The following is a 19,253-nucleotide window of genomic DNA, read 5'->3' on the forward strand; positions in this document are numbered from 1 at the left end:
CCGTTACCTCCGGGCGGCCCGCCGCGCGGCGAACCCGACGAGCCCGGCGCCGAGCAGCACGAGCAGGCCGAGCCCGGCCAGGCCCGGCGCGGAGTAGGTCGTCTCGACGACACCGCGGGCCTGCGCGACCGGCTGGTCCCCGGCCGGGATCGCGCGCGGCACTTCGTTCGGCTTGTTCGTCACGGTCAGCGCGAGGGTCTCGCCCGGCTTCACCGTGCCGCAGGCCGACGGCGGATTCTGCGGGTCGAACGCGTTCGTGTAGCCGGGCGGCGGGCTGGCCTCGACGACGCAGATCTCCTGCGGCGCGCGGAGGTTCTCGACCGCGACCCCGCCGGTCGCGCCGTCGGTGGTGACGACGGCGGGCTTGCCGTCGGCGCCGGTGAGCGGCTTGCCGTCCTGGCCGAGCGCGGCCGACGTCTTGTCCTTGCCGGTGATCCGCAGGACGGCGCCGCCGACGCCCTTGCCGGTGTTCGCGTCGGTCTTCGTCACCTGCACCTTGCCGGGCTTCGCGAGCGCGAGGACGCCGTGCGCGGTCAGTTCCTTCTCACCGCCGGTGGAGACGACGCGCTGGACGCCGGTGTTCACCGGCACCCGCACGTACGGCCGGTCGGCGGGGGCGGACAGCGCGGCCGCGAGCTGCGGCCGGTCGCCGGTCGGCGTCAGCTCCACGTGCACGGTGCCGTCGGCGCCGGTCTCGAGCGTGACGTCCTTCGCCGCGCCCTGCGGGCTCGAGTTCCCGGCCGCCGGTTCCCCGCCGAGGGTCGCGTCGGTGGCCGTCAGCTTCACCGGGACTCCGGGGACGCCCTTGCCCTTGGCGTTCTTCACGGTGACCGTCCAGCCCGCGGTCTCGCCGGGGTGCTGGTCGCCTTCGGGCGTGGTGACCGACGCGGTCCACGGCCCGCGGTTGGCCGCGGCCTCGGTCCGCAGGCGTTCGACGGCCGCCTTGGCGTCCGCGGGCAGCCGGTCGAGGTGGTAGGCGGCGTCGTAGCCGATCTTGTCCGCCTTCAGGGCCGGGTCGAGGTCCGCGGGGGTGCGCGGGGCCGCCGTCCAGGAGTGCAGCAGGTGGGCGAGCGCGGCGGCTTCGGCGGGCTGCTTCGTGTCGCCGTAGCGCAGGAGCAGGTAGGAGATGTTCGCCGCCTGGTCGGCGGGCAGCTTCGTGCCCCACTTCGTCAGCAGTTCGTCGCCGGGCTGGTAAGTCTCGTCGGTATCGGGGGCCTTGAGCTGGAAGCTCACGCAGAACACCTGCTGCCCGCCGACGAGGTAGGAGCCGAGCCAGTTGCGGCTCGGCCGCGGGCTCATGTCCTGGCCCGGCGTGACGGCGTAACCGATGCCCTCCTGGCTCGCGGCCGACGCGGCGGGCGCGCCGATCGTCACGGAGAGCGTGCCGAGCAACGCCGTCGCGAGCAGGCCGGTGAGCGCGCGAAGTCCCGCGCGCGGGTGTGTCGACCACCCCATGGTGTCCAGGCTCCTTCGTCGGGACGTGCGTCGACGCCGGTGCGTCGCCGCAGGTCACGCGATTGATCAACTCCCCGACGCGCGTACGGTGCACGACCGGACACGCCAGGTGAGCGTCACTCGGAGGGGGTTCGGCTGTCTACCGCCCTTCGGGTGGCGGTCGCCGAACGGTCGTGATCTCCGTCGCATACCGTGTCCGCCGTGGCCAGGGGCCCGCAGTCGAGTAAAGTCGTCTTTACTCGACGGGAACCGCGCGCCCCCGGCGGTCGTTGACCCGATGCAGCGTCGATCCACAAAGCAGCAGATCCAGGAGGATCAGGTGCGTTCCAGTAGCAACCCGGCGTTCCGCAACCTGCCCCACGGCGGAACCGCGACCTACGGGCAGTACGGGCCCCCGGTGGGCTTCAACCAGACCCAGGGCGGCGTGCCCGGGTACGGCCCGGGCCAGGTCACCTCCGGTGAGGGCGACCGGCCGATGACCGTCGACGACGTCGTCATCAAGACGGGTCTGTCCCTCGGCACCGCGCTGCTCCTCGGGGTGATCACGGCCATCTGGGCCCAGACCCAGCTGGCGGAGACCGGCAGGCTGTCCGGCGCGCTCCTCGGCGCGATGCTCGGCGGCCTCGTCGTCGGGCTCGTCATCTCGCTGGTGATGATTTTCCGCCAGAAGCCCAGCGGCGCCCTGACGCTGACGTACTCGGCCGCCGAAGGTGTCTTCCTCGGCGCGCTGAGCGGTGTCTTCGAGGTCGTCTACCCGGGCATCGCCCTGCAGGCGATCATCGGCACCGCGGGTGTGTTCATCGGCATGCTGGTCGTCTACAAGACCGGCGCGGTCAAGGTGACGCCCAAGCTGACCAAGTGGATCGTCGGCGCGATCTTCGGTGTCGTGATCCTGATGCTGGTCAACCTGGTCAGCGCGCTGATCTTCGGCTTCAACCCGCTGCGCGACGGCGGACCGCTGGCGATCGTGTTCAGCCTCGTCTGCATCGGCATCGCGGCGTTCAGCTTCCTGCTCGACTTCGACCAGGCCGACCGGATGATCCGCGAGGGCATGCCGTCGAAGTGGGCGTGGTACGCGGCGTTCGGCCTGATGACGACGCTCGTCTGGCTGTACCTGGAGATCCTGCGGCTGCTGTCGTACCTCCGCGAGTAACCTGGCTCACCGTCCCGCAGTGAAGGCGCTCCGTAACCAACGGGGCGCCTTTTCTGTGGGTTAATGACCCTTTCGGGGACCCCGCTGCGGGCTGTGCTCACCCTGCGTGTTGGATGTGCCGGTCGGTTCTTCATTTCACATGTGTGAGGTTCACAGTGAGCGTTCCCCCTCCGGCCCCCGGGGGCCAGCAGCCGGTGGGTCAGCCCGATCCCTACGGACCGCCGCCCGGTGGTCAGCCGCAGCAGCAGTACGGGCAGCCCGGCCAGTACGGCCCGCCGCCCGGCCAGTTCCCGCCGCCCGGCCAGCCCGGCTACGCGCCCGTGCCGCCGGTGCCGAAGAAGTCCAAGACCGGCACCATCGTCAAGTTCGCGGTCATCGGCGTCGTCGTGATCGCCGCCGTGATCGTGGGGATCGTGTCGTTCGCCAAGTCGCCGGCCAGCTCCAGCGCCGGTGACTGCCTCACCATCACCGAGTTCACCACCGGTGGCGACGACCCGGTGAAGGCCGACTGCGCGGACGTCAACGCGAACGTGAAGATCGGCGCCAAGCTCGACAGCGCGAGCGACGAGTGCCCCGGCGGGGCGGAATCCCCGTACGACACGTACTCGGTCACCGGCCGCAGCTCGTACAAGCTGTGCCTGATGGTCAACGCCAAGCAGGGCGACTGCCTGGCGAACCTGACCTCGAAGACGCAGGGCTACAAGAAGGTGCCGTGCACCGACCCGAGCGGCGAGGCCGAGGTGGTCAAGGTCGTCGCCGGCCAGGCGGACAAGAACGCCTGCGGGACCGAGGAAGACGTCATCGCCGTCGCGTACCCGGAGCCCGCGCAGACGATGTGCTTCAAGGCCAAGAAGTAGGCAGCGAACCCCGTCGAAGGCCCTCTCGCCCCGTGCGAGGGGGCCTTCGTCTCGCTCGGCTTCGCCTCACCCGGTGCCGGCGGACAGCACCTGCCGAGGCGTTTTTGTCGGTGGCCCCCGGTAGCCTCGCGGACGAATCGGAAAACCGGGGGGAATCTCCTTATGACTACGGAAAGAACCGGCTCGGCGCCGAACGGTGACGCGCTCGACGCCGGGGTGCTCAAAGTGGCTTCGGTGGTCGTCCTGGGTGCCATCATGGCGATCCTCGACACCACCGTCGTCAACGTCGCCCTGCAGAAGCTGACGATCGAGTTCTCGACGTCGTTCGACGTCATCCAGTGGGTCGCCACCGGGTACCTGCTCGCGCTCGCCACGGTCATCCCGATCACCGGCTGGGCGTCGGACCGGTTCGGCACCAAGCGGCTCTACATGGTCGCGATCGTGCTGTTCCTGGCCGGCTCGATGCTGGCGGGCGCGGCGTGGAACATCGAGACGCTGATCATCTTCCGGGTTTTGCAGGGCTTCGGCGGCGGCATGCTGATGCCCTGCGGCATGACGATCCTGACCCGCACGGCGGGCCCCCAGCGGCTCGGCCGGGTGATGGCGGTGCTCGGCGTGCCGATGCTGCTGGGCCCGATCGGCGGCCCGATCCTCGGCGGCTGGCTGGTCGACGCCGTGAGCTGGCGCTGGATCTTCTTCATCAACGTGCCGATCGGCGCGATCACCCTGCTGCTGGCGTGGCGGCTGCTGCCCGAGGACGCGCCGGAGGCCGCCGAGAAGTTCGACTTCCCGGGCATGCTGATGGTGTCGCCGGGGCTGGCGGCGCTGATCTTCGGCGTGTCGAAGATCCCGTCCGCGGGCGGGATCGGCGCCGTCGAGGTGTGGCTGCCGGCGCTGGCCGGGCTGGCGCTGCTGGTGGCGTTCGTGGTGCGCGCGCTGAAGGTGGCGAACCCGCTGGTGGACCTGCGGTTGTTCAAGAACCGCGCGTTCACTGTGGCGATGGTGACGATGTCGCTGTTCTTCGTGGCGTTCCTCGGCGGGATGATGCTCCTGCCGACGTATTTCCTGCTGGTGCGCGGAGAATCGACGTTGCACGCGGGGCTGTTGCTGGCCCCGCAGGGCTTGGGCGCGATGGTGACGATGCCGATCGCGGGCAGGCTGGCCGACAAGGTGGGCGCGCGCCGGATCGTGCTGCCGGGCATGGTGCTGCTGGTCGGGTCGATGGCGGTGCTGACGCAGGTCTCGGCGACGACGCCGTACCCGGTGCTGCTGGCAGCGCTGTTCGTGATGGGGCTCGGCATGGGCTGCACGATGATGCCGATCACGACATCGGCCTTGCAGACGCTGCAGCCGAAGGACATGGCCCGAGCCTCGACGGCGACGAACATAGTCCAGCAGACGGCGGGCGCGATCGGTTCGGCGGTGATGGCGACGATCCTGGCGGCCCTGCTGGCGGGCAAGTTCGGCGTCCCGACGGCCCAGGGCCAGCTGGCGGCGACGGCGGCGATCTTGAACCCGGCCTCCCACGACGCGGCGACGGGCCTGGCGGCGGACGCGTTCTCGACGACGTTCGTGTGGAGCCTGGTGCTGGTGGCGTTGTGCGTGATCCCGGCGTTGTTCTTGCCGAAGAACCGCCCACCCGCGCCGGCGGTCACCTCCGAGGATGGCGACGAGGTGACCCCGCCGGTGATGGTCCACTAGGTGAGCTCTGGTTCGCCTGGCCGCGCCCCGGCCGAGTGGCGTGGTGCGGTGGCGAGCCGGGCCCCGCGCGTGGTGCTCCAACCGAGGCCGCGCGGAGACCGCGCCGGGGTGCGGGTCCGGCGTGGAGCCTGCCTCGCCGCGCGTGAATCGAGCCGCGCGACCCGCGCCGAGCCTGGCCGCGGGCCAATGCTCGCCGCGGCAGGTCTGCGCCAAGCCGCCCGCGACGCACGAAGGCCGCCACCGGAACCCGGCGGCGGCCTTCGAAACCTCATCCCGTCAGGACAGGCGCTCCAGGATCATCGCCATGCCCTGGCCGCCGCCCACGCACATCGTCTCCAGGCCGAACTGCTTGTCGTGGTGCTGCAGCGAGTTGATCAGCGTCGACGTGATGCGCGCGCCCGTCATGCCGAACGGGTGGCCCACCGCGATCGCGCCGCCGTTGACGTTCAGGCGGTCCAGGTCGATGCCCAGGTCCTGGTACGACGGGATCACCTGGGCCGCGAACGCCTCGTTGATCTCGACCAGGTCGATGTCGCCGATCGACAGGCCCGCCCGCGACAGCGCCTGCTTGGACGCCTCGACCGGGCCGTAACCCATGATCTCCGGCGAAAGGCCCGTCACGCCCGTCGAGACGATCCGCGCCAGCGGCGTCAGGCCCAGCTCGCGCGCCTTCGTGTCGGACATGACGACCAGTGCCGCCGCGCCGTCGTTCAGGGCGCAGCAGTTGCCCGCCGTCACCCGGCCGTCCGGGCGGAACACCGGCTTCAGCCCCGCGACGCCCTCCATCGTCACGCCCGCCCGGGGGCCGTCGTCCTTCGAGACGACCGTGCCGTCCGGCAACGTCACCGGCGTGATGTCCTTGGCCCAGAAGCCGTCCGCGATGGCCTTCTCGGCCAGGTTCTGCGACCGGACGCCGAACTCGTCCATCTCCTCGCGCGTGACGCCCTTGAGCCGCGCCAGGTTCTCCGCCGTCTGGCCCATCGCGATGTACACGTCCGGCACCTCGCCGGACTCGCGCGGGTCGGTCCACGTGTCCGTGCCCGACTCGGCCGTCGCCGCCGTGCGCTTCTCCGCCTCGGCGAACAGCGGGTTGTGCGTGTCGGGCCAGGAGTCCGAGCTGCCCTTCGCGAACCGCGACACCGTCTCGACGCCCGCCGAGATGAAGACGTCGCCCTCACCGGCCTTGATCGCGTGGAACGCCATCCGGGTCGTCTGCAAGCTGGACGAGCAGTAGCGCGTGATGGTGCAGCCGGGCAGGTGGTCGTAGCCGAGCTCGACGGCCACCGCGCGGCCCATGTTGAACCCGGACTCGCCGCCGGGCAGGCCGCAGCCCAGCATCAGGTCGTCGATGTCGGCGGGGTCGAGCTGCGGCACCTTGGCCAAGGCCGCCTGGACCATCTGCACGGTGAGGTCGTCGGGCCGCATGCCGACCAGCGAGCCCTTCCCGGCGCGGCCGATCGGCGAGCGAGCTGTGGAGACGATGACAGCTTCAGGCATGGCGTGACACATCCTCGTATCGCGAGCTAAGCGGTTGCTCACCATACTGCCGCTTCCGGCGGCGAGGAGAAAGCCGAAGCCGGTGTGAGGTTCACCCGGGCGGGGAGGTACGCAAACCGCACCCGGCCGCATCGGTACCCCGGGAGGGGAGTCCGATGGACGACGGAGAACACCGCGGCCGCGGCGTGCTGGAAGGGGCGTTCCGCCTGCTCGACGCGCTCTCGCGGGCGCCGGGCGGCAGCGGGCTGTCCGAGGTGGCCAGGGCGACCGGCCTGCCGAAACCCACCGCCTACCGGCTGCTCGAACAGCTCGTGGCGCTCGGCGCGGCGCAACGCCACGACCAGCGGTACTACGTCGGGCCGTCGCTCGCCCGGCTGGGCCGGGCCTGGCAGCCGGATCCGGGGCTGCGGCAGGCGGCGCTCGAGCCGGCGCGCGAACTGGCGACGCTCACCCGCACGACGGTCGCCGTGACCGTCCTGCACGACGACCGCGTCCGGGTGGTGGCGGGCTCCCGGTCCGGCGGCACCGGCCTCCCGCGGATGCGCATGGAGGACGTCGTCCCGGCGGCGACGGCGGCTGGGCGGGTGCTGCTCGCCGGCACCCGGGGGACGCACGACGAGGTCGTGGCCCGCGTCGGCGGCCCGTGGCTCGCCCGGCGGCACCCGGACGGCGTGCGGTGCCTCGCGGCCCCCGTCTGGCACGCGGACGGCGCGTTCGCCGGTTCGATCAGCGCGGTCGTGGCCACCCCGACAGCCCCGGCCGGGCTCGGCGAGCTCGTCCTGCGGGCGTCCCGCCGGATCACCCGGCGGCTGCCCGTGTCCGAGCGGTTCGTTGAGCGAGACGAGCGCTTCTCCCGGTGACCCAGCCGCCAGAGAATCCGGGTGAACGGAACGTCGAGGAAAGGGGAGTCCGATGCCGGAAAACACGATGACCTGGAACGTTTCCATCCGGTCGGCCAATTTCCCGAAGAGGTACGTCCGCCACCGCGACTTCCTGGTCTACCTCGACGAGGTTTCGTCGGGCGAGGGCCTGCCCGCGAAGGACGCCAGCTTCAAGGTGGTCCCCGGCCTCGCCGACACCAGGCTGGTCTCGTTCACGCCGGTCACCTGGAGCGGCTACGACTTCACCGGCTTCTACCTGCGGCACCAGGACTTCCGCCTGAAGCTGGACAAGTACACCGACGGGGACCGGCAGTTCGCCGAAGACGCCACGTTCGAACTCGTGCCGTCGGTCGGCGCCGCGCCCGGCGCGGGCTCGCTCTACCACACGGCGATCCGCGCCTACAACCTCGCCGACCACTACCTCCGTCACGCGAACTACGAGCTGTGGCTCGGCCCGTACGAGTCGAACCGGCAGTTCTGGGAGGACTCCTCCTTCGACCTGACCGGCGAATTGGCGATCAAGCTCATGTGACGGACGCCCCGTGGCAGGATCACCCGGGTGGGGAACGAGCCGGCGCGGGTGCTGCGGACCAGGACGATCCTGCTGTGGGGAGCCGGGCTCCTCGTCGTGGCCGCGCTCGCCGCGACGCTGCTGCTGAGCCTGCTCGGCGGCGGCCGTCCCGAGGACTCCGCGCGGCTCGACGCCCTGCGGACCGCCGCCAGCATCGTCGTCGGGACCGGCGGGGCCGCCGCGCTGCTGCTCGCCGCGCGGCGGCAGCGTTCGGCCGAGCTGGACCTCGCGCAGAAGGACCACGACGCCACCGAGCGCCGGATCACCGAGATGTACGGCAAGGCCGCCGACCAGCTCGGCAGCGACAAGGCGCCGGTGCGGCTCGCCGGGCTGTACGCGCTGGAACGGCTCGCCGCCGGGCACCCGGAACACCGGCAGACCATCGTCAACGTCTTCTGCGCGTACCTGCGGATGCCCTTCAACCCCAAGAAGGACGAAGAAGAACTGCAGGTCCGCAAGGCCGCGCAGCGCATCCTCATGCTGCACCTGCGGCCCGGCTCCGCGGAGACGCCGAGCGGCGACTTCTGGGTGGACACCGACCTGGACTTCTCCGAGGCGACGCTGGTCGGGCTGAACCTCACGCACTGCGTCATCCGCTCGATCGTCTGCTACAACACGCGGTTCCAGGAACTGGCGTCCTTCCGCGGCACCGAATTCCGCACCAAAGCGGACTTCAACCGGGCCCGATTCGAAGGTCGCGTCGATTTCCGCGGCACCGTTTTCGGCGGCGACCGCGACAGCTTCAACGGCGCCTTCTTCGCGGACGCGGCGGATTTCGGCCGGAAGTCGGCGGCCCGGCTCGCCGGGGCGACGGCGAAGCCGGGATCACCGCGGACCTGGCCGCCCGGCTGGGAAGAACAGCCGATGAACGACGGGACGGACCGCGTGCAATTGACACGAAAGGACGATCCGGGGCAACCGGAAGGCCGTTAGGATCGTCCCATCAAGGCAAGTCGCCATTCCACGAATCGGGAGGTGAACTGGCGATGGTATTCGGATGGGCCGCCTGCCGGGCGTCCCTGCTCCTGCGGACGGGGTGCCGGAACTCGACCGGCGCCGGGTGGAACCTCCGGGACGGGATGACGGCTCAGCGTGCCGCGGCCCTCGGGCCGCAACCGGTGCGGACGCGCGGCTTGGTGGCCGCCTGACGGTCCGCGCCGGGCGGTCCGACCTCGCGGTCGCCGCCCGCCATGCCCGACGCGCACCCGGGGGGCCCGCCCGGGCCCGGTCGCGAGCGGAGTGGACAACGCCACCGGTCGGCCGTTTAGGCTGGTGGTCGTGGAGTACGCAGAGCACATCGCAGACCTCGTGGGCAACACCCCGCTGGTCAAGCTGAACTCGTTGACCAAGGGGCTGAAGCCGCTCGTGCTGGCCAAGGTCGAGTACCTGAACCCGGGTGGCTCGGTCAAGGACCGCATCGCGCTGCGCATGATCGAGGCCGCCGAGGCCTCCGGCGAGCTGCGCCCGGGCGGCACGATCGTCGAGCCGACGTCCGGCAACACCGGCGTCGGGCTGGCCATGGTCGCCCAGCGCAAGGGCTACCAGTGCGTGTTCGTCTGCCCGGACAAGGTCAGCGAGGACAAGCGCAACGTGCTCAAGGCGTACGGCGCCCGCGTCGTGGTCTGCCCGACCGCGGTGCCGCCGGAGCACCCGGACTCCTACTACAACGTCTCCGACCGCCTGGTCCGCGAGATCGACGGCGCCTGGAAGCCCAACCAGTACGCCAACCCGCAGAACCCGGAGAGCCACTACCACTCGACCGGCCCCGAGCTGTGGAAGCAGACCGACGGGAAGATCACCCACTTCGTCGCGGGCGTCGGCACCGGCGGCACGATCTCCGGCACCGGCAAGTACCTCAAGGAGGTCAGCGACGGCCGCGTCCTGGTCGTCGGCGCGGATCCGGAGGGCTCGGTCTACTCCGGCGGCAGCGGGCGGCCGTACCTGGTCGAAGGCGTCGGCGAGGACTTCTGGCCGGACACCTACGACCGGAACATCGCCGACGAGATCATCCCGATCTCCGACGCCGACTCGTTCCAGATCACCCGGCGGCTCGCGCTCGAGGAGGGCCTGCTGGTCGGCGGCTCCTGCGGGATGGCCGTCGCCGCCGCGCTGAAGCTCGCCGAGCGGCTCACCGAGGACGACGTCGTGGTCGTGCTGCTGCCCGACGGCGGCCGCGGCTACCTGACGAAGGTCTTCAACGACACCTGGATGTCCTCCTACGGCTTCCTGCCGCCCGACTCCTCGGGCGCGACGGTCGCCGACGTGCTCACCAAGAAGAGCGGCTCGCTGCCGAACCTGGTGCACTCGCACCCGAACGAGACGGTCGCCGAGGCCATCGCGATCCTCTCCGAGTTCGGCGTCAGCCAGATGCCCGTGGTCAGCGCGGAGCCGCCGGTGATGGCCGCCGAGGTCGTCGGCGCGGTCAACGAGCGCGACCTGCTCGACGCCCTGTTCACCGGCAAGGCGCAGCTGGCCGACCGGCTCGACCGGCACATGTCGCCGCCGCTGCCGACCATCGGCGGCGGCGAGCAGGTGAGCTCGGCGATGACCGCGCTGGAGAGCGCCGACGGCGCGCTCGTGCTGGTCGACGGCAAGCCCGCCGGCGTCGTCACCCGGCACGACCTGCTCGGCTTCCTGGCCGGCCGGTGAACAAGGCCTGAGAAGAGGCTTAATCGGTGGACCCGGCAGGGGCGTTACGAGCGCCCTGCCGGGTGATCCGATAGCGTGGGCGCGAGTAGAACACTTTCGCGTCATCGTCAAGGGGGTTCAAGACCCACATGAGTGCACCGCAGCCACCGAACCAGCCGTGGGGTGGCGGCCAGCCACCTCAGGGTCCGCCGAGTGGCCCCCAGCCGCAGCAGGACAACCCGTTCGGCAGCCCGGAACCGACGCAGGTCGTGCAGCCGGCCCAGCCGCAGCAGGGCGGGTCCCCGTTCGGGGACACGCCGGAGCCGACCCAGGTCGTCCAGCCGGCCCAGCCGGGTGACGGCGGGGCGGGCGCGACCCAGGTGGTCCCGCCGGTCGACGCGAACGCGACCCAGATGGTGAACCCGGTCGGCGGCGGCGACGCCCCGGTCGCGGACTCCACGCAGCTGGTCCCGCCGGGCTCCCAGCCGCCGGCGATCCCGTACACCCCGCCGCCGAGCGCGGCCGACAACCCGGCCGCGGCGTTCGGCCAGCAGCCGGGCGGCTTCGGCCAGCAGCCGGGCCAGCAGGGTGGTTTCGGCCAGCAGCCCGGTGGCTTCGGCCAGCCGGGTCAGCCTGGCCAGCCGGGTCAGCCCGGTCAGCAGCAGGGCTTCGGGGGTCCGCAGGGCTTCGGCGGCCCCCAGCAGCCCGGCTTCGGCGGTCAGCCGCCGCAGTTCGGCGCGCCCGCGCAGGGTGGCGGCAACAACGGCCTGTTCGGCTACATCGCCGGTGGGCTCGCGGCGGTCTTCGCGCTCGTGGCGTTGATCTACACGTTCGTCTACATCGGCGACGTCAGTGACTACTCGAAGGAGCTCGAGGGCGCGCCGAGCCAGGAAGCGCTCGACAAGTTCCTGGAGCAGGCGGGCACGGCCGGGTCGGGCACGCTGTGGTTCTACGTGATCATGCTCCTGATCTTCAGCCTGGTGGCGCTGGCGGCCGGCGTCGGACTGGCGCTCGCCGGGAAGCTGCCGGCGTCGCTGAAGAAGATCGTGCCGATCGCCGTCGCCGCGGGTGGCGCGCTGGTCACGCTGTTCTCGATCCTGCTGGTCGTCGGGACCACCCCGAACGACGCCTTCCTGCAGCAGCTCAAGGGCCTCGGCGCGGACATCGAGAACGCCACGGGCATCGGCATCCCGCCGATGATCTTCGGCATCCTGATCCTGATCATCGGCGTGCTCGGGCTCATCCCGGCGACGCAGCAGTTCGTCGGCCTCGGTGGCGGCGGCGCGGCACCGGCCGGTCCGCAGGGCTTCGGTGGTCCGCAGGGCTTCGGCGGCCCGCAGGGTTTCGGTGGTCCGCAGCAGCAGCAGCCGGGCCAGTACGGCCAGCCGCAGCAGGGCTTCGGCCAGCCGCAGCAGGGGTACGGCCCGCCGCCGGGCTACGGCCAGCCGGGCGGCCCCAACCCGTCCAGCGGCGGGTTCCCGCAGCCGTCGAGCGGGGGCTTCCCGCAGCCGGGTCAGCCGCCGCAGCAGGGCGGGTTCGGGCAGCCGGGCCAGCCGCCGCAGGGCTACCCGCAGCAGCCGCCGCACGGCTACGGCCAGCCGCCGGGTCAGCAGGGCCCGCCGAGCGGCGGGTTCGGCCAGCCCGGCCAGCCGCCGCAGCAGCAACAGTGGTGAACTAGTACACATCAGCGTGCCCCGGAGCCGATTCGGTTCCGGGGCACGCTGCATTTATAGCCGAATTCGCAATTGTCCGAATAGGACAAAGAGTGCCGCGGCGATCTGTGACGGGATTTCTGCCGCTACCGCACAATAATGATCTTGGGTTCCGCCGTCCGGCCGAATTCCGTCTCGTTTTCGGACCACCCCGCCAATTCCGGTCTATGGTGAGCGCCGTCGTCTCGCGCTAACCGCCGATGGGGGAGCTGTGCCCGGATACCCGGTAACGTATTCGCATTCGTCGTCACCGGTTAGACCATCCGGAGCAACGGCGATACTCGCCGGTTTGCTCGGGTTCCCGGCCGCGGCCGCCGCGGGATACGTACCGGTCCGCATCTTCCTCGACATGCCGGCCGAATTCAGCCTCGGCGCCCTGCCGGGCTGGGTGCTGGCCGACTTGGCCGGCTACCTGGTCGCCGGACTGGTGCTGCTGCTCGGTTCCCTGGCGACGCTGTTCCGCGCGACGGCGGGCGCGGTCCTGCTCGGCCTAGGTGCATTGCTGGCCATCGGCGCTCTGCTGACCGAGCCGCTGTCGGTGGGCGTGCCGGTCGCCCGGTTCACCGACGCGATGTTCACCCACGGCGGGTTCGCGATGGTGGACCGCGTCGCGCTGGCCGGGTTGTCGGTGTTGGTGCTGGTGCTGGCGTTCCTGCCGCCGACGTTCCGCTACCTGCGTTATCGCACGCCGACGATGCCCGTTTTCTCGAGCCAGGGCGCGTATTCGCCACGGAGCTGGTGACTTCGGGCGGGTGCTGGCGTTGTGCCGCTATTCGCCCGCTCGCGTCGGTAAGACCGGCCCGGAGGGGCACCGCCGCTGCCCCGCCCCCGCGCCGCTGGTGAGCCCGCCCCGGCGCGGGAGCCGTACCCCGCCACCGGGGCGGCGACCGCAGGGCCCGGCCGTGGGTGCCGTGCACGTGCTGGCGTTCCCGCCGCGCCGGTGAGCCCGGCCCGCCGCGCCCACCCCGTGCCCCTATCCTCGGCAGCCGTACCCGCCCCGCCAGCAGGGCGGCCGACCACGGGCCGGTGACCGCTTGACCACCTCCACCGAAGGCCGGACCGCACTCGCCGCCGCGGTGCTCGCCCTGCTCGGCGGGCTGCTCTACCTCGCCGGGCTCGTCCTGGACGTCGTCACGCTCGTGCGCTTCCCCGCCGATGCGGGCCGCGCGCTCGTGCACGCCGTCGTCAACGCCGTACTCGTCTCCGCCCTGCTCCCCGGCGGCACCCTGCTGCTGCGGCGGCACCCGATCGGCCGCATCGGCTGCATCGCCGGAAGCTCGACCGCGCTCCTCGCCACGCTGACCTCGCTCGTCCTCTCGGCCACCGGGCTCGCCTTCGTCGACCTCGGCGGTCCCGGCGATTTGGCCGCCGGTGGGCTGGCCGCGCTGGGCGTCGTGCTGCCACCGGCCGTGGTCACGCTGGTACTCGCCGTGTCCGGGCCCGTCGCGCGGTGGTGCGAGGCTGAGATCCATCCCACCTGACGGGAATGCCGGGGCCGGGCCGTACGCTTGACCAATGGTGGACGACTACTCCGAACTGGGATTCGAGACCCGCGCGATCCACGCCGGTCAGAAGCCCGACCCCCGCACCGGCGCCGTGATCGTGCCGATCTACCAGACCTCGACCTACGCCCAGGACGGCGTGGGCGGGACCCGCGAGGGCGACTACGAGTACTCGCGCACCGCGAACCCGACCCGCTCGGCGCTGGAGGAGGCCCTGGCCTCCCTGGAAGGCGGCCGGCACGCGCTGGCCTTCGCCTCCGGCATGGCGGCCTCCGACGTGGTGCTGCGCAGCACTCTGCGCCCCGGCGACCACCTCGTGCTCGGCAACGACGCGTATGGCGGCACGTTCCGCCTGATCGACAAGGTGCTCAGCCTGTGGGGCGTCGAGCACACCGTCGCCGACCTCGCGAACCTCGACGAGGTGCGCGCCGCGATCCGGCCCGAGACGAAGCTGATCTGGTGCGAGTCGCCGACCAACCCGATGCTCGGCGTCGCCGACATCGCGGCGCTGGCCGGGGTCGCGCACGACGCCGGCGCCCGCTTGGTCGTCGACAACACCTTCGCGACGCCGTACTTGCAGAACCCGCTGTCGCTCGGCGCGGACATCGTCCTGCACTCGACGACGAAGTACCTCGGCGGCCACTCCGACGTCGTCGGCGGCGCGATCGTCACGAACGAGGACGAGCTGCGCGAGCAGTTCTTCTACCTGCGCAACGCGGCGGGCGCGGTGCCCGGCCCGTTCGACGCGTGGCTGACCCTGCGCGGCATCAAGACCCTCGCCCTGCGCATGGAGCGGCACAGCGACAACGCCGAGCTGATCGTCCAGGCGCTGGTGAAGCACCCGAAGGTGGCGAAGGTCTACTACCCGGGCCTGCCGGAGCACCCCGGCCACGAGACGGCGGCGAAGCAGATGCGCCGGTTCGGCGGGATGGTGTCGTTCAGCCACGCGGACGGCGAGCAGGCGGCGCTGGAGGTGGCCTCCCGCACGAAGCTGTTCATCCTGGCCGAGTCGCTGGGCGGCATCGAGTCGCTGATCGAGCACCCGGGCAAGATGACCCACGCGAGCACGGCGGGGTCGACGCTGCAGGTCCCGGCGGACCTGCTGCGCCTGTCGGTCGGCATCGAGGACGGCCGCGACCTGGTGGCCGACCTGCTGGCCGCCTTGGGCTGAGTCTCAAGCGCCCCAATGTGGCGTTCGGTGCGTTGGACGCACCGAACGCCACATTGGGTGCGTTGGACGCAACCAACGCCACATTGGGGTTGTTTCATCGTGGTTTGGGCTGGTCACGGCGGGGGGACCGGGTGTGGTATCAGCTCAGGGCTGCGGGTCTCGGACGCTCTGCTCGTGCTGGGTGAGCACGAGCAGAGCGCGTAGCAGGGTGGTGGCGTGGCGGGTGTCGAGACGGAGTTTGTCGAGGATGTGCCAGTGTTTGAGGGCGGCGAATCCGCCTTCCACCGCGCACCGCATCGCCGCGAACGCGGCGTTGGCCTGTTTCTGGGCCTTGGTCAGCGGTCGGCGGGCTTCGGCTTTGTAAGGGGTGAGCACGACCTGCTCGCAGGGACCTGCGCAGACCGGGCAGTCGCGGGTGGCGCGGACGTCTTTGTGCCAGCCGTGGAACCCTTTGTCCCCGGCCGGGGTCAGGCCGTGGGCGTGCAGGTGCTGGCGGATGCGAAGCCGGCGGGCGGCGGTGATGTCGGCGGTCCTGCCCGGCAGCGCTGCCGAGACCCATAGCAGCCGGCCCTGCTCGTCGGTCAGCCCGAGCGTGACCAGGCCGTGCTGTTTGTGTTTGCCGCTGTAGTTGGCCCGGTTGGCGCGTCCGGTGCGGCGCCGGGTCCGGATCAGGGTGCCGTCCACCAGCACTACCGACCCGCCTCGCGCGACCAGCCGCCGCAGGACGCGGTCCAGTCGCGTGGCGCGGGCGGCGAGCAGGCCGATGACTTCCAGCACCCAGCGGCGCACCGTGGACGCGGATACGCTCAGGCCGCCGCCGATGTGGGCCAGGCGCGGGTCGTGGCGCAGCACCGCCAGTACCGCTAGTGCCTGCTCAGCGGGGGTGGCTTTGCGCCATCGTGACCGCAGCCGGGATCGGCGGGTGCGGATGAGCCCGGCGACCAGTTGCAGGGTTTGCCGCGAGAGCGGAAGGGTGACCTGGTAGGAAAGAGGACCGAAGCCCTCGGCGGGTGATTGACTCACATCTCGATCTTGCCGAGGGCTTCACCTATGTCCAGGCTCGCCGCGCTGGTCCGGGCACCACTTCTTACCGTCACAGGCAAACACCAGGAGCTCGACGGCCTGACCAGCCACGTTCACGATGAAACAACCCCATTGGGGCGCATTGGTCAGTTCGCGCCGACGTCGAGGCCGCCGCCGTAGAGGCGCTCCACCCGGAGCGTGATCACCACGCGGCGGTCTTCGACCATGTTCCGCAGGAACACGGCTTCGTCGGCGGGATCGGCGAACGGCGCCTGCATCGCGAGCAGCGCCCGCCCGGTCTCGTCGCCCGGCACCGCGCTCACCGGCGACACCTCGGCCACGCCCTCCGCCACCGCGAACGACAGGTGGTCGTCGCCGCTGACGTAGAGCGACGCGTGCGGGTCGCGGGCGAGCTGGCGGACCTTCGCGCGCCCCTGCGTCGACCCGATCCGCACGACGCGCTCGACCGGGTCCCAGGCGTAGGCGACGGTCGACAGGTGCGGGAAGCCCGCGCGGTTGACGGTCGCCAGCGTGCCCAGGCTTCGCGAACCGAGCAGCTCGATCAGCGCGTCTTCGGTGGGCTTGGCGGGGCCCGGGCCGCGGCCGGGTTCGTAAACGGTGGTCACCCGATGATCATCGGGGACGCGCGGATCCCGCGGAAGAAGGCACTTTCCTGTGCCACTGGCACAGCGGGGTAACCCAGCAGGTCAGGGGTTGTAGTTGCCGTGCACGACGGCGCCGCCGGCCTTCTGGGTGCCCGTGGCCGGCAGGGTCGAGCCGTCCACGCAGCCGCCGACCAGCTCGACGTGGCTGTCGTGGCGGATGTACTGGGCAGGGGAGCCGCACGAGGCGCTGTCCACGGTGATGTACGCGGCTCCGGTGAGCGCGGCCGCCGACGCCAAGCCGATCACGAGCGGCACCAGCCCGGCGGACCGGGTGGCGCGAGCCCGCCGAGCGTCGTTCCCCCGTGCCATGCGTTGCTCCCTGTTTACCGCGTGTTGACGCGTCCCAGGGTACCCGGCTCCCGGTCCGGTCAACCTGTGGATCTCCTGAGTGGCATAGTCCGGGCCATGGAACTCGTCACCCTCGAGCGGATCCAGGCCGCCCGGGAGCTCCTAAAAGGAGTGACCCGGGTGACGCCGATGGAGCACGCGCGCGACCTGCGCAAGCTCCACGGCGGTCCGGTGCACCTGAAGTGCGAAAACCTGCAGCGGACGGGGTCGTTCAAGATCCGCGGCGCCTACACGCGCATCCACGGTCTGACCGCCGCCGAGCGCGAGCGCGGCGTCGTCGCGGCCAGTGCCGGCAACCACGCGCAGGGCGTCGCGCTGGCGTCGTCGCTGCTGGGTGCCAAGTCGACCGTCTTCATGCCGCTGCGCGCGCCGCTGCCGAAGCTGGCCGCCACGCGCGGTTACGGCGCCGACGTCCACCTCCACGGCGCCCTGCTCGAAGAGACCCTGAAAGCCGCGATCGAGTTCGGCGAGCGGACCGGCGCGGTCTTCATCCACCCCTTCGACCACCCGGACGTCATCGCCGGGCAAGGCACCGTCGGCCTCGAGATCCTCGAGCAGGTGCCCGGCGTCAAGACGATCCTGGTCGCCACCGGCGGCGGCGGGCTGGTCGGCGGGGTCGCGTCGGCGGTGAAGGCGCTGCGCCCGGACGTCCGCGTCGTCGGCGTGCAGGCCGAGGAAGCCGCGGCGTACCCGCCGTCGCTGGCCGCGGGCGCGCCGGTCCGGCTGGGTTCGACGTCGACGATGGCCGACGGGATCGCGGTCGGCGAGCCGGGCCTGGTCAGCTTCGCGCACGTCGAGTCCCTGGTCGACGACGTCGTGACGGTGACCGAGCAGTCCCTGTCCCGCGCGGTGCTGCTCTGCCTGGAGCGGCGCAAGCTGGTGGTCGAACCCGCGGGCGCGGCGACGGTCGCGGCGCTCCTGCAGCACCCCGGCGCGTTCGAGCCGCCGGTGGTGGCGATCCTGTCCGGTGGCAACGTCGACCCGGTGCTCCTGCTGCAGATCATCCAGCACGGCATGACGGCGGGCGGCCGGTACCTGCGGCTCCGGCTGCGCGTCCCGGACCGTCCCGGCTCGCTGGTCGGCGTGCTGTCGTGCGTCAGCGAGCTGGGCGCGAACGTCCTCGACGTCGAGCACAGCCGGATCTCCGGCACCCTCGACCTCGGCGAGGCCGACGTCGAGCTGGCCCTGGAGACGCGCGGCCCCGAGCACTGCAAAGAGGTCGAGATCGCGCTGGCGAACGCGGGTTACACTGTCGTCTGAGGGCGTTCGCCGGTGATCGCGGCCAGTGCCAGGTCCTTCGCGGGCTCGGGCACCTCGGCCGGGGCGGTGAAGCGCCGGGACCGGATGTGGGCGACCAGGTCCGGGTCCGGCGGCACGCCGTGTTCCCGCAGGTAGTAGGCGACCGCGCCTGGCCAGGCCCAGGCGCCGTCCGTGCGGAAGTTCATCGGCACGGCGTCCGTGCGGTCCGGGGCGAACGCGTCCGGGCCGTTGCTGCGCGAGGCGAGGATGACCGGCGCCGCGTCGAGGTACGCCAGCACCCGTTCGGCCTCCGCCGGGATGAGCGGCTGGCGCCGGACGAGCGGCTTGCCGGACGCGTCGAGGCCGTCGTAGATCCGCGGGGTGCGCACTTCGCCGTCAGGCACCGGGGGCAACCCGGCGCGGTTGCGCAGCCACGCCGGGATGTTCTCCTCGGCCCGCGGGAAGAACCGCAGCTCGTCCTGGAAGCCGATCGGCGGCGGCTGCTGCCGGAACGGCGGCTCGAGGTCCGGCCGCACGAAGTCGACGTCCGGCGCCTGCCCCGGCTCGAACACGAAGATCGCGCCGAGCCAGGTCCCGAACCCGGGCTGGTACATGCCCGAGCGCAGCACGCCGAGCAGCCGCAGCGCCTCCGGGTGGGGCTGGCCGGGCCGGGGCACGCCGTCCGGACCGGTCACCAGCAGGTCGGCTTCGACGTGCCGCCCGGCGGCGCGGTACTCGACGCGCAGCTGCCGCCACCCCGGCGGCACCTGCGACGTCAGCACGGCGCCGAGCTGGCGGACGATCTCCTGCTGCTGGTCCGGGCGCAGCGGCCCCGGCGGTTGCGTCATGG

Annotated in this window: 18 protein-coding genes; 12 read left to right on the forward strand and 6 right to left on the reverse strand. The window is 71.6% G+C overall.

All coding sequences use genetic code 11. The features are described 5' to 3' along the window. Positions 1 to 3 precede the first annotated feature (3 nt). Positions 4 to 1,455 carry a collagen binding domain-containing protein gene (locus tag QP939_RS21975; RefSeq protein ID WP_285458692.1) on the reverse strand — a complete coding sequence of 484 codons (1,452 nt, stop codon included), beginning with the start codon at positions 1,453 to 1,455 and terminating at the stop codon, positions 4 to 6. 319 nt (positions 1,456 to 1,774) lie between these two features. Between QP939_RS21975 and QP939_RS21980 the strand changes: the two genes are divergently transcribed. The 3 genes from QP939_RS21980 (at position 1,775) to QP939_RS21990 (ending at position 5,166) form a co-directional block, all read left to right on the forward strand. Continuing rightward, a complete protein-coding gene (locus tag QP939_RS21980) occupies positions 1,775 to 2,608 on the forward strand; it encodes a Bax inhibitor-1/YccA family protein (RefSeq protein WP_285458693.1) in 834 nt (277 codons plus the stop codon). Positions 2,609 to 2,763: 155 nt separating this feature from the next. After that, on the forward strand, positions 2,764 to 3,465 hold the full coding sequence (locus QP939_RS21985; protein ID WP_285458694.1) for an LppU/SCO3897 family protein: 702 nt from the start codon (positions 2,764 to 2,766) through the stop codon (positions 3,463 to 3,465). Positions 3,466 to 3,627: 162 nt separating this feature from the next. Next, on the forward strand, positions 3,628 to 5,166 hold the full coding sequence (locus QP939_RS21990) for a DHA2 family efflux MFS transporter permease subunit (protein ID WP_285458695.1): 1,539 nt from the start codon (positions 3,628 to 3,630) through the stop codon (positions 5,164 to 5,166). A gap of 276 nt (positions 5,167 to 5,442) precedes the next feature. Here the strand turns inward: QP939_RS21990 and QP939_RS21995 are convergent, their stop codons facing one another. Beyond that, entirely contained in the window at positions 5,443 to 6,663 is a 1,221-nt protein-coding gene (locus QP939_RS21995; RefSeq protein ID WP_285458696.1) for an acetyl-CoA C-acetyltransferase, read from the reverse strand. A gap of 155 nt (positions 6,664 to 6,818) precedes the next feature. Here QP939_RS21995 and QP939_RS22000 point away from each other — a divergent pair, with 155 nt between their 5' ends. From QP939_RS22000 to QP939_RS22035, 8 genes are all read left to right on the forward strand, one after another. Next, positions 6,819 to 7,523, forward strand: coding sequence for an IclR family transcriptional regulator (locus QP939_RS22000; protein ID WP_285458697.1), 705 nt, complete (start codon positions 6,819 to 6,821; stop codon positions 7,521 to 7,523). Positions 7,524 to 7,575: 52 nt separating this feature from the next. Further along, complete coding sequence (locus QP939_RS22005) at positions 7,576 to 8,076, forward strand: AbfB domain-containing protein (protein ID WP_285458698.1); 501 nt, start codon at positions 7,576 to 7,578, stop codon at positions 8,074 to 8,076. Between the two features lie 27 nt (positions 8,077 to 8,103). Then, positions 8,104 to 9,048 carry a pentapeptide repeat-containing protein gene (locus QP939_RS22010; RefSeq protein ID WP_285458699.1) on the forward strand — a complete coding sequence of 315 codons (945 nt, stop codon included), beginning with the start codon at positions 8,104 to 8,106 and terminating at the stop codon, positions 9,046 to 9,048. A 345-nt stretch (positions 9,049 to 9,393) separates the two neighbouring features. Further along, positions 9,394 to 10,764 (forward strand): cystathionine beta-synthase, encoded by a 1,371-nt coding sequence (locus QP939_RS22015; protein ID WP_285458700.1) that lies wholly within the window; start codon positions 9,394 to 9,396, stop codon positions 10,762 to 10,764. A gap of 128 nt (positions 10,765 to 10,892) precedes the next feature. Next, a complete protein-coding gene (locus tag QP939_RS22020; protein ID WP_285458702.1) occupies positions 10,893 to 12,416 on the forward strand; it encodes a hypothetical protein in 1,524 nt (507 codons plus the stop codon). Between the two features lie 388 nt (positions 12,417 to 12,804). Next, positions 12,805 to 13,197, forward strand: coding sequence for a hypothetical protein (locus QP939_RS22025; RefSeq protein ID WP_285458703.1), 393 nt, complete (start codon positions 12,805 to 12,807; stop codon positions 13,195 to 13,197). A gap of 292 nt (positions 13,198 to 13,489) precedes the next feature. After that, positions 13,490 to 13,936 carry a hypothetical protein gene (locus QP939_RS22030; protein ID WP_285458704.1) on the forward strand — a complete coding sequence of 149 codons (447 nt, stop codon included), beginning with the start codon at positions 13,490 to 13,492 and terminating at the stop codon, positions 13,934 to 13,936. Positions 13,937 to 13,970: 34 nt separating this feature from the next. Continuing rightward, the gene (locus QP939_RS22035) at positions 13,971 to 15,128 is read left to right on the forward strand and encodes a cystathionine gamma-synthase (protein WP_285458705.1); all 1,158 of its coding nucleotides are present in this window, start codon (positions 13,971 to 13,973) and stop codon (positions 15,126 to 15,128) included. Between the two features lie 144 nt (positions 15,129 to 15,272). Here QP939_RS22035 and QP939_RS22040 read toward each other — a convergent pair whose 3' ends face one another. From QP939_RS22040 to QP939_RS22050, 3 genes are all read right to left on the reverse strand, one after another. Continuing rightward, positions 15,273 to 16,151 carry a transposase family protein gene (locus QP939_RS22040; RefSeq protein ID WP_285449446.1) on the reverse strand — a complete coding sequence of 293 codons (879 nt, stop codon included), beginning with the start codon at positions 16,149 to 16,151 and terminating at the stop codon, positions 15,273 to 15,275. Between the two features lie 146 nt (positions 16,152 to 16,297). Next, positions 16,298 to 16,777, reverse strand: a complete 480-nt coding sequence (locus QP939_RS22045) for a TIGR03618 family F420-dependent PPOX class oxidoreductase (protein ID WP_285458706.1) — start codon at positions 16,775 to 16,777, stop codon at positions 16,298 to 16,300. Positions 16,778 to 16,858: 81 nt separating this feature from the next. After that, complete coding sequence (locus QP939_RS22050) at positions 16,859 to 17,125, reverse strand: hypothetical protein (RefSeq protein WP_285458707.1); 267 nt, start codon at positions 17,123 to 17,125, stop codon at positions 16,859 to 16,861. A 96-nt stretch (positions 17,126 to 17,221) separates the two neighbouring features. Here QP939_RS22050 and ilvA point away from each other — a divergent pair, with 96 nt between their 5' ends. After that, positions 17,222 to 18,424, forward strand: a complete 1,203-nt coding sequence (gene ilvA / locus QP939_RS22055; RefSeq protein WP_285458709.1) for a threonine ammonia-lyase — start codon at positions 17,222 to 17,224, stop codon at positions 18,422 to 18,424. Here ilvA and QP939_RS22060 read toward each other — a convergent pair. Further along, positions 18,409 to 19,251, reverse strand: coding sequence for a ferredoxin (locus tag QP939_RS22060; RefSeq protein WP_285458710.1), 843 nt, complete (start codon positions 19,249 to 19,251; stop codon positions 18,409 to 18,411). The two genes, ilvA and QP939_RS22060, sit on opposite strands and share 16 nt — an antisense overlap. Positions 19,252 to 19,253: the final 2 nt, after the last annotated feature.

Source organism: Amycolatopsis nalaikhensis (genome assembly GCF_030264295.1).
Lineage (GTDB): Bacteria > Actinomycetota > Actinomycetes > Mycobacteriales > Pseudonocardiaceae > Amycolatopsis > Amycolatopsis nalaikhensis.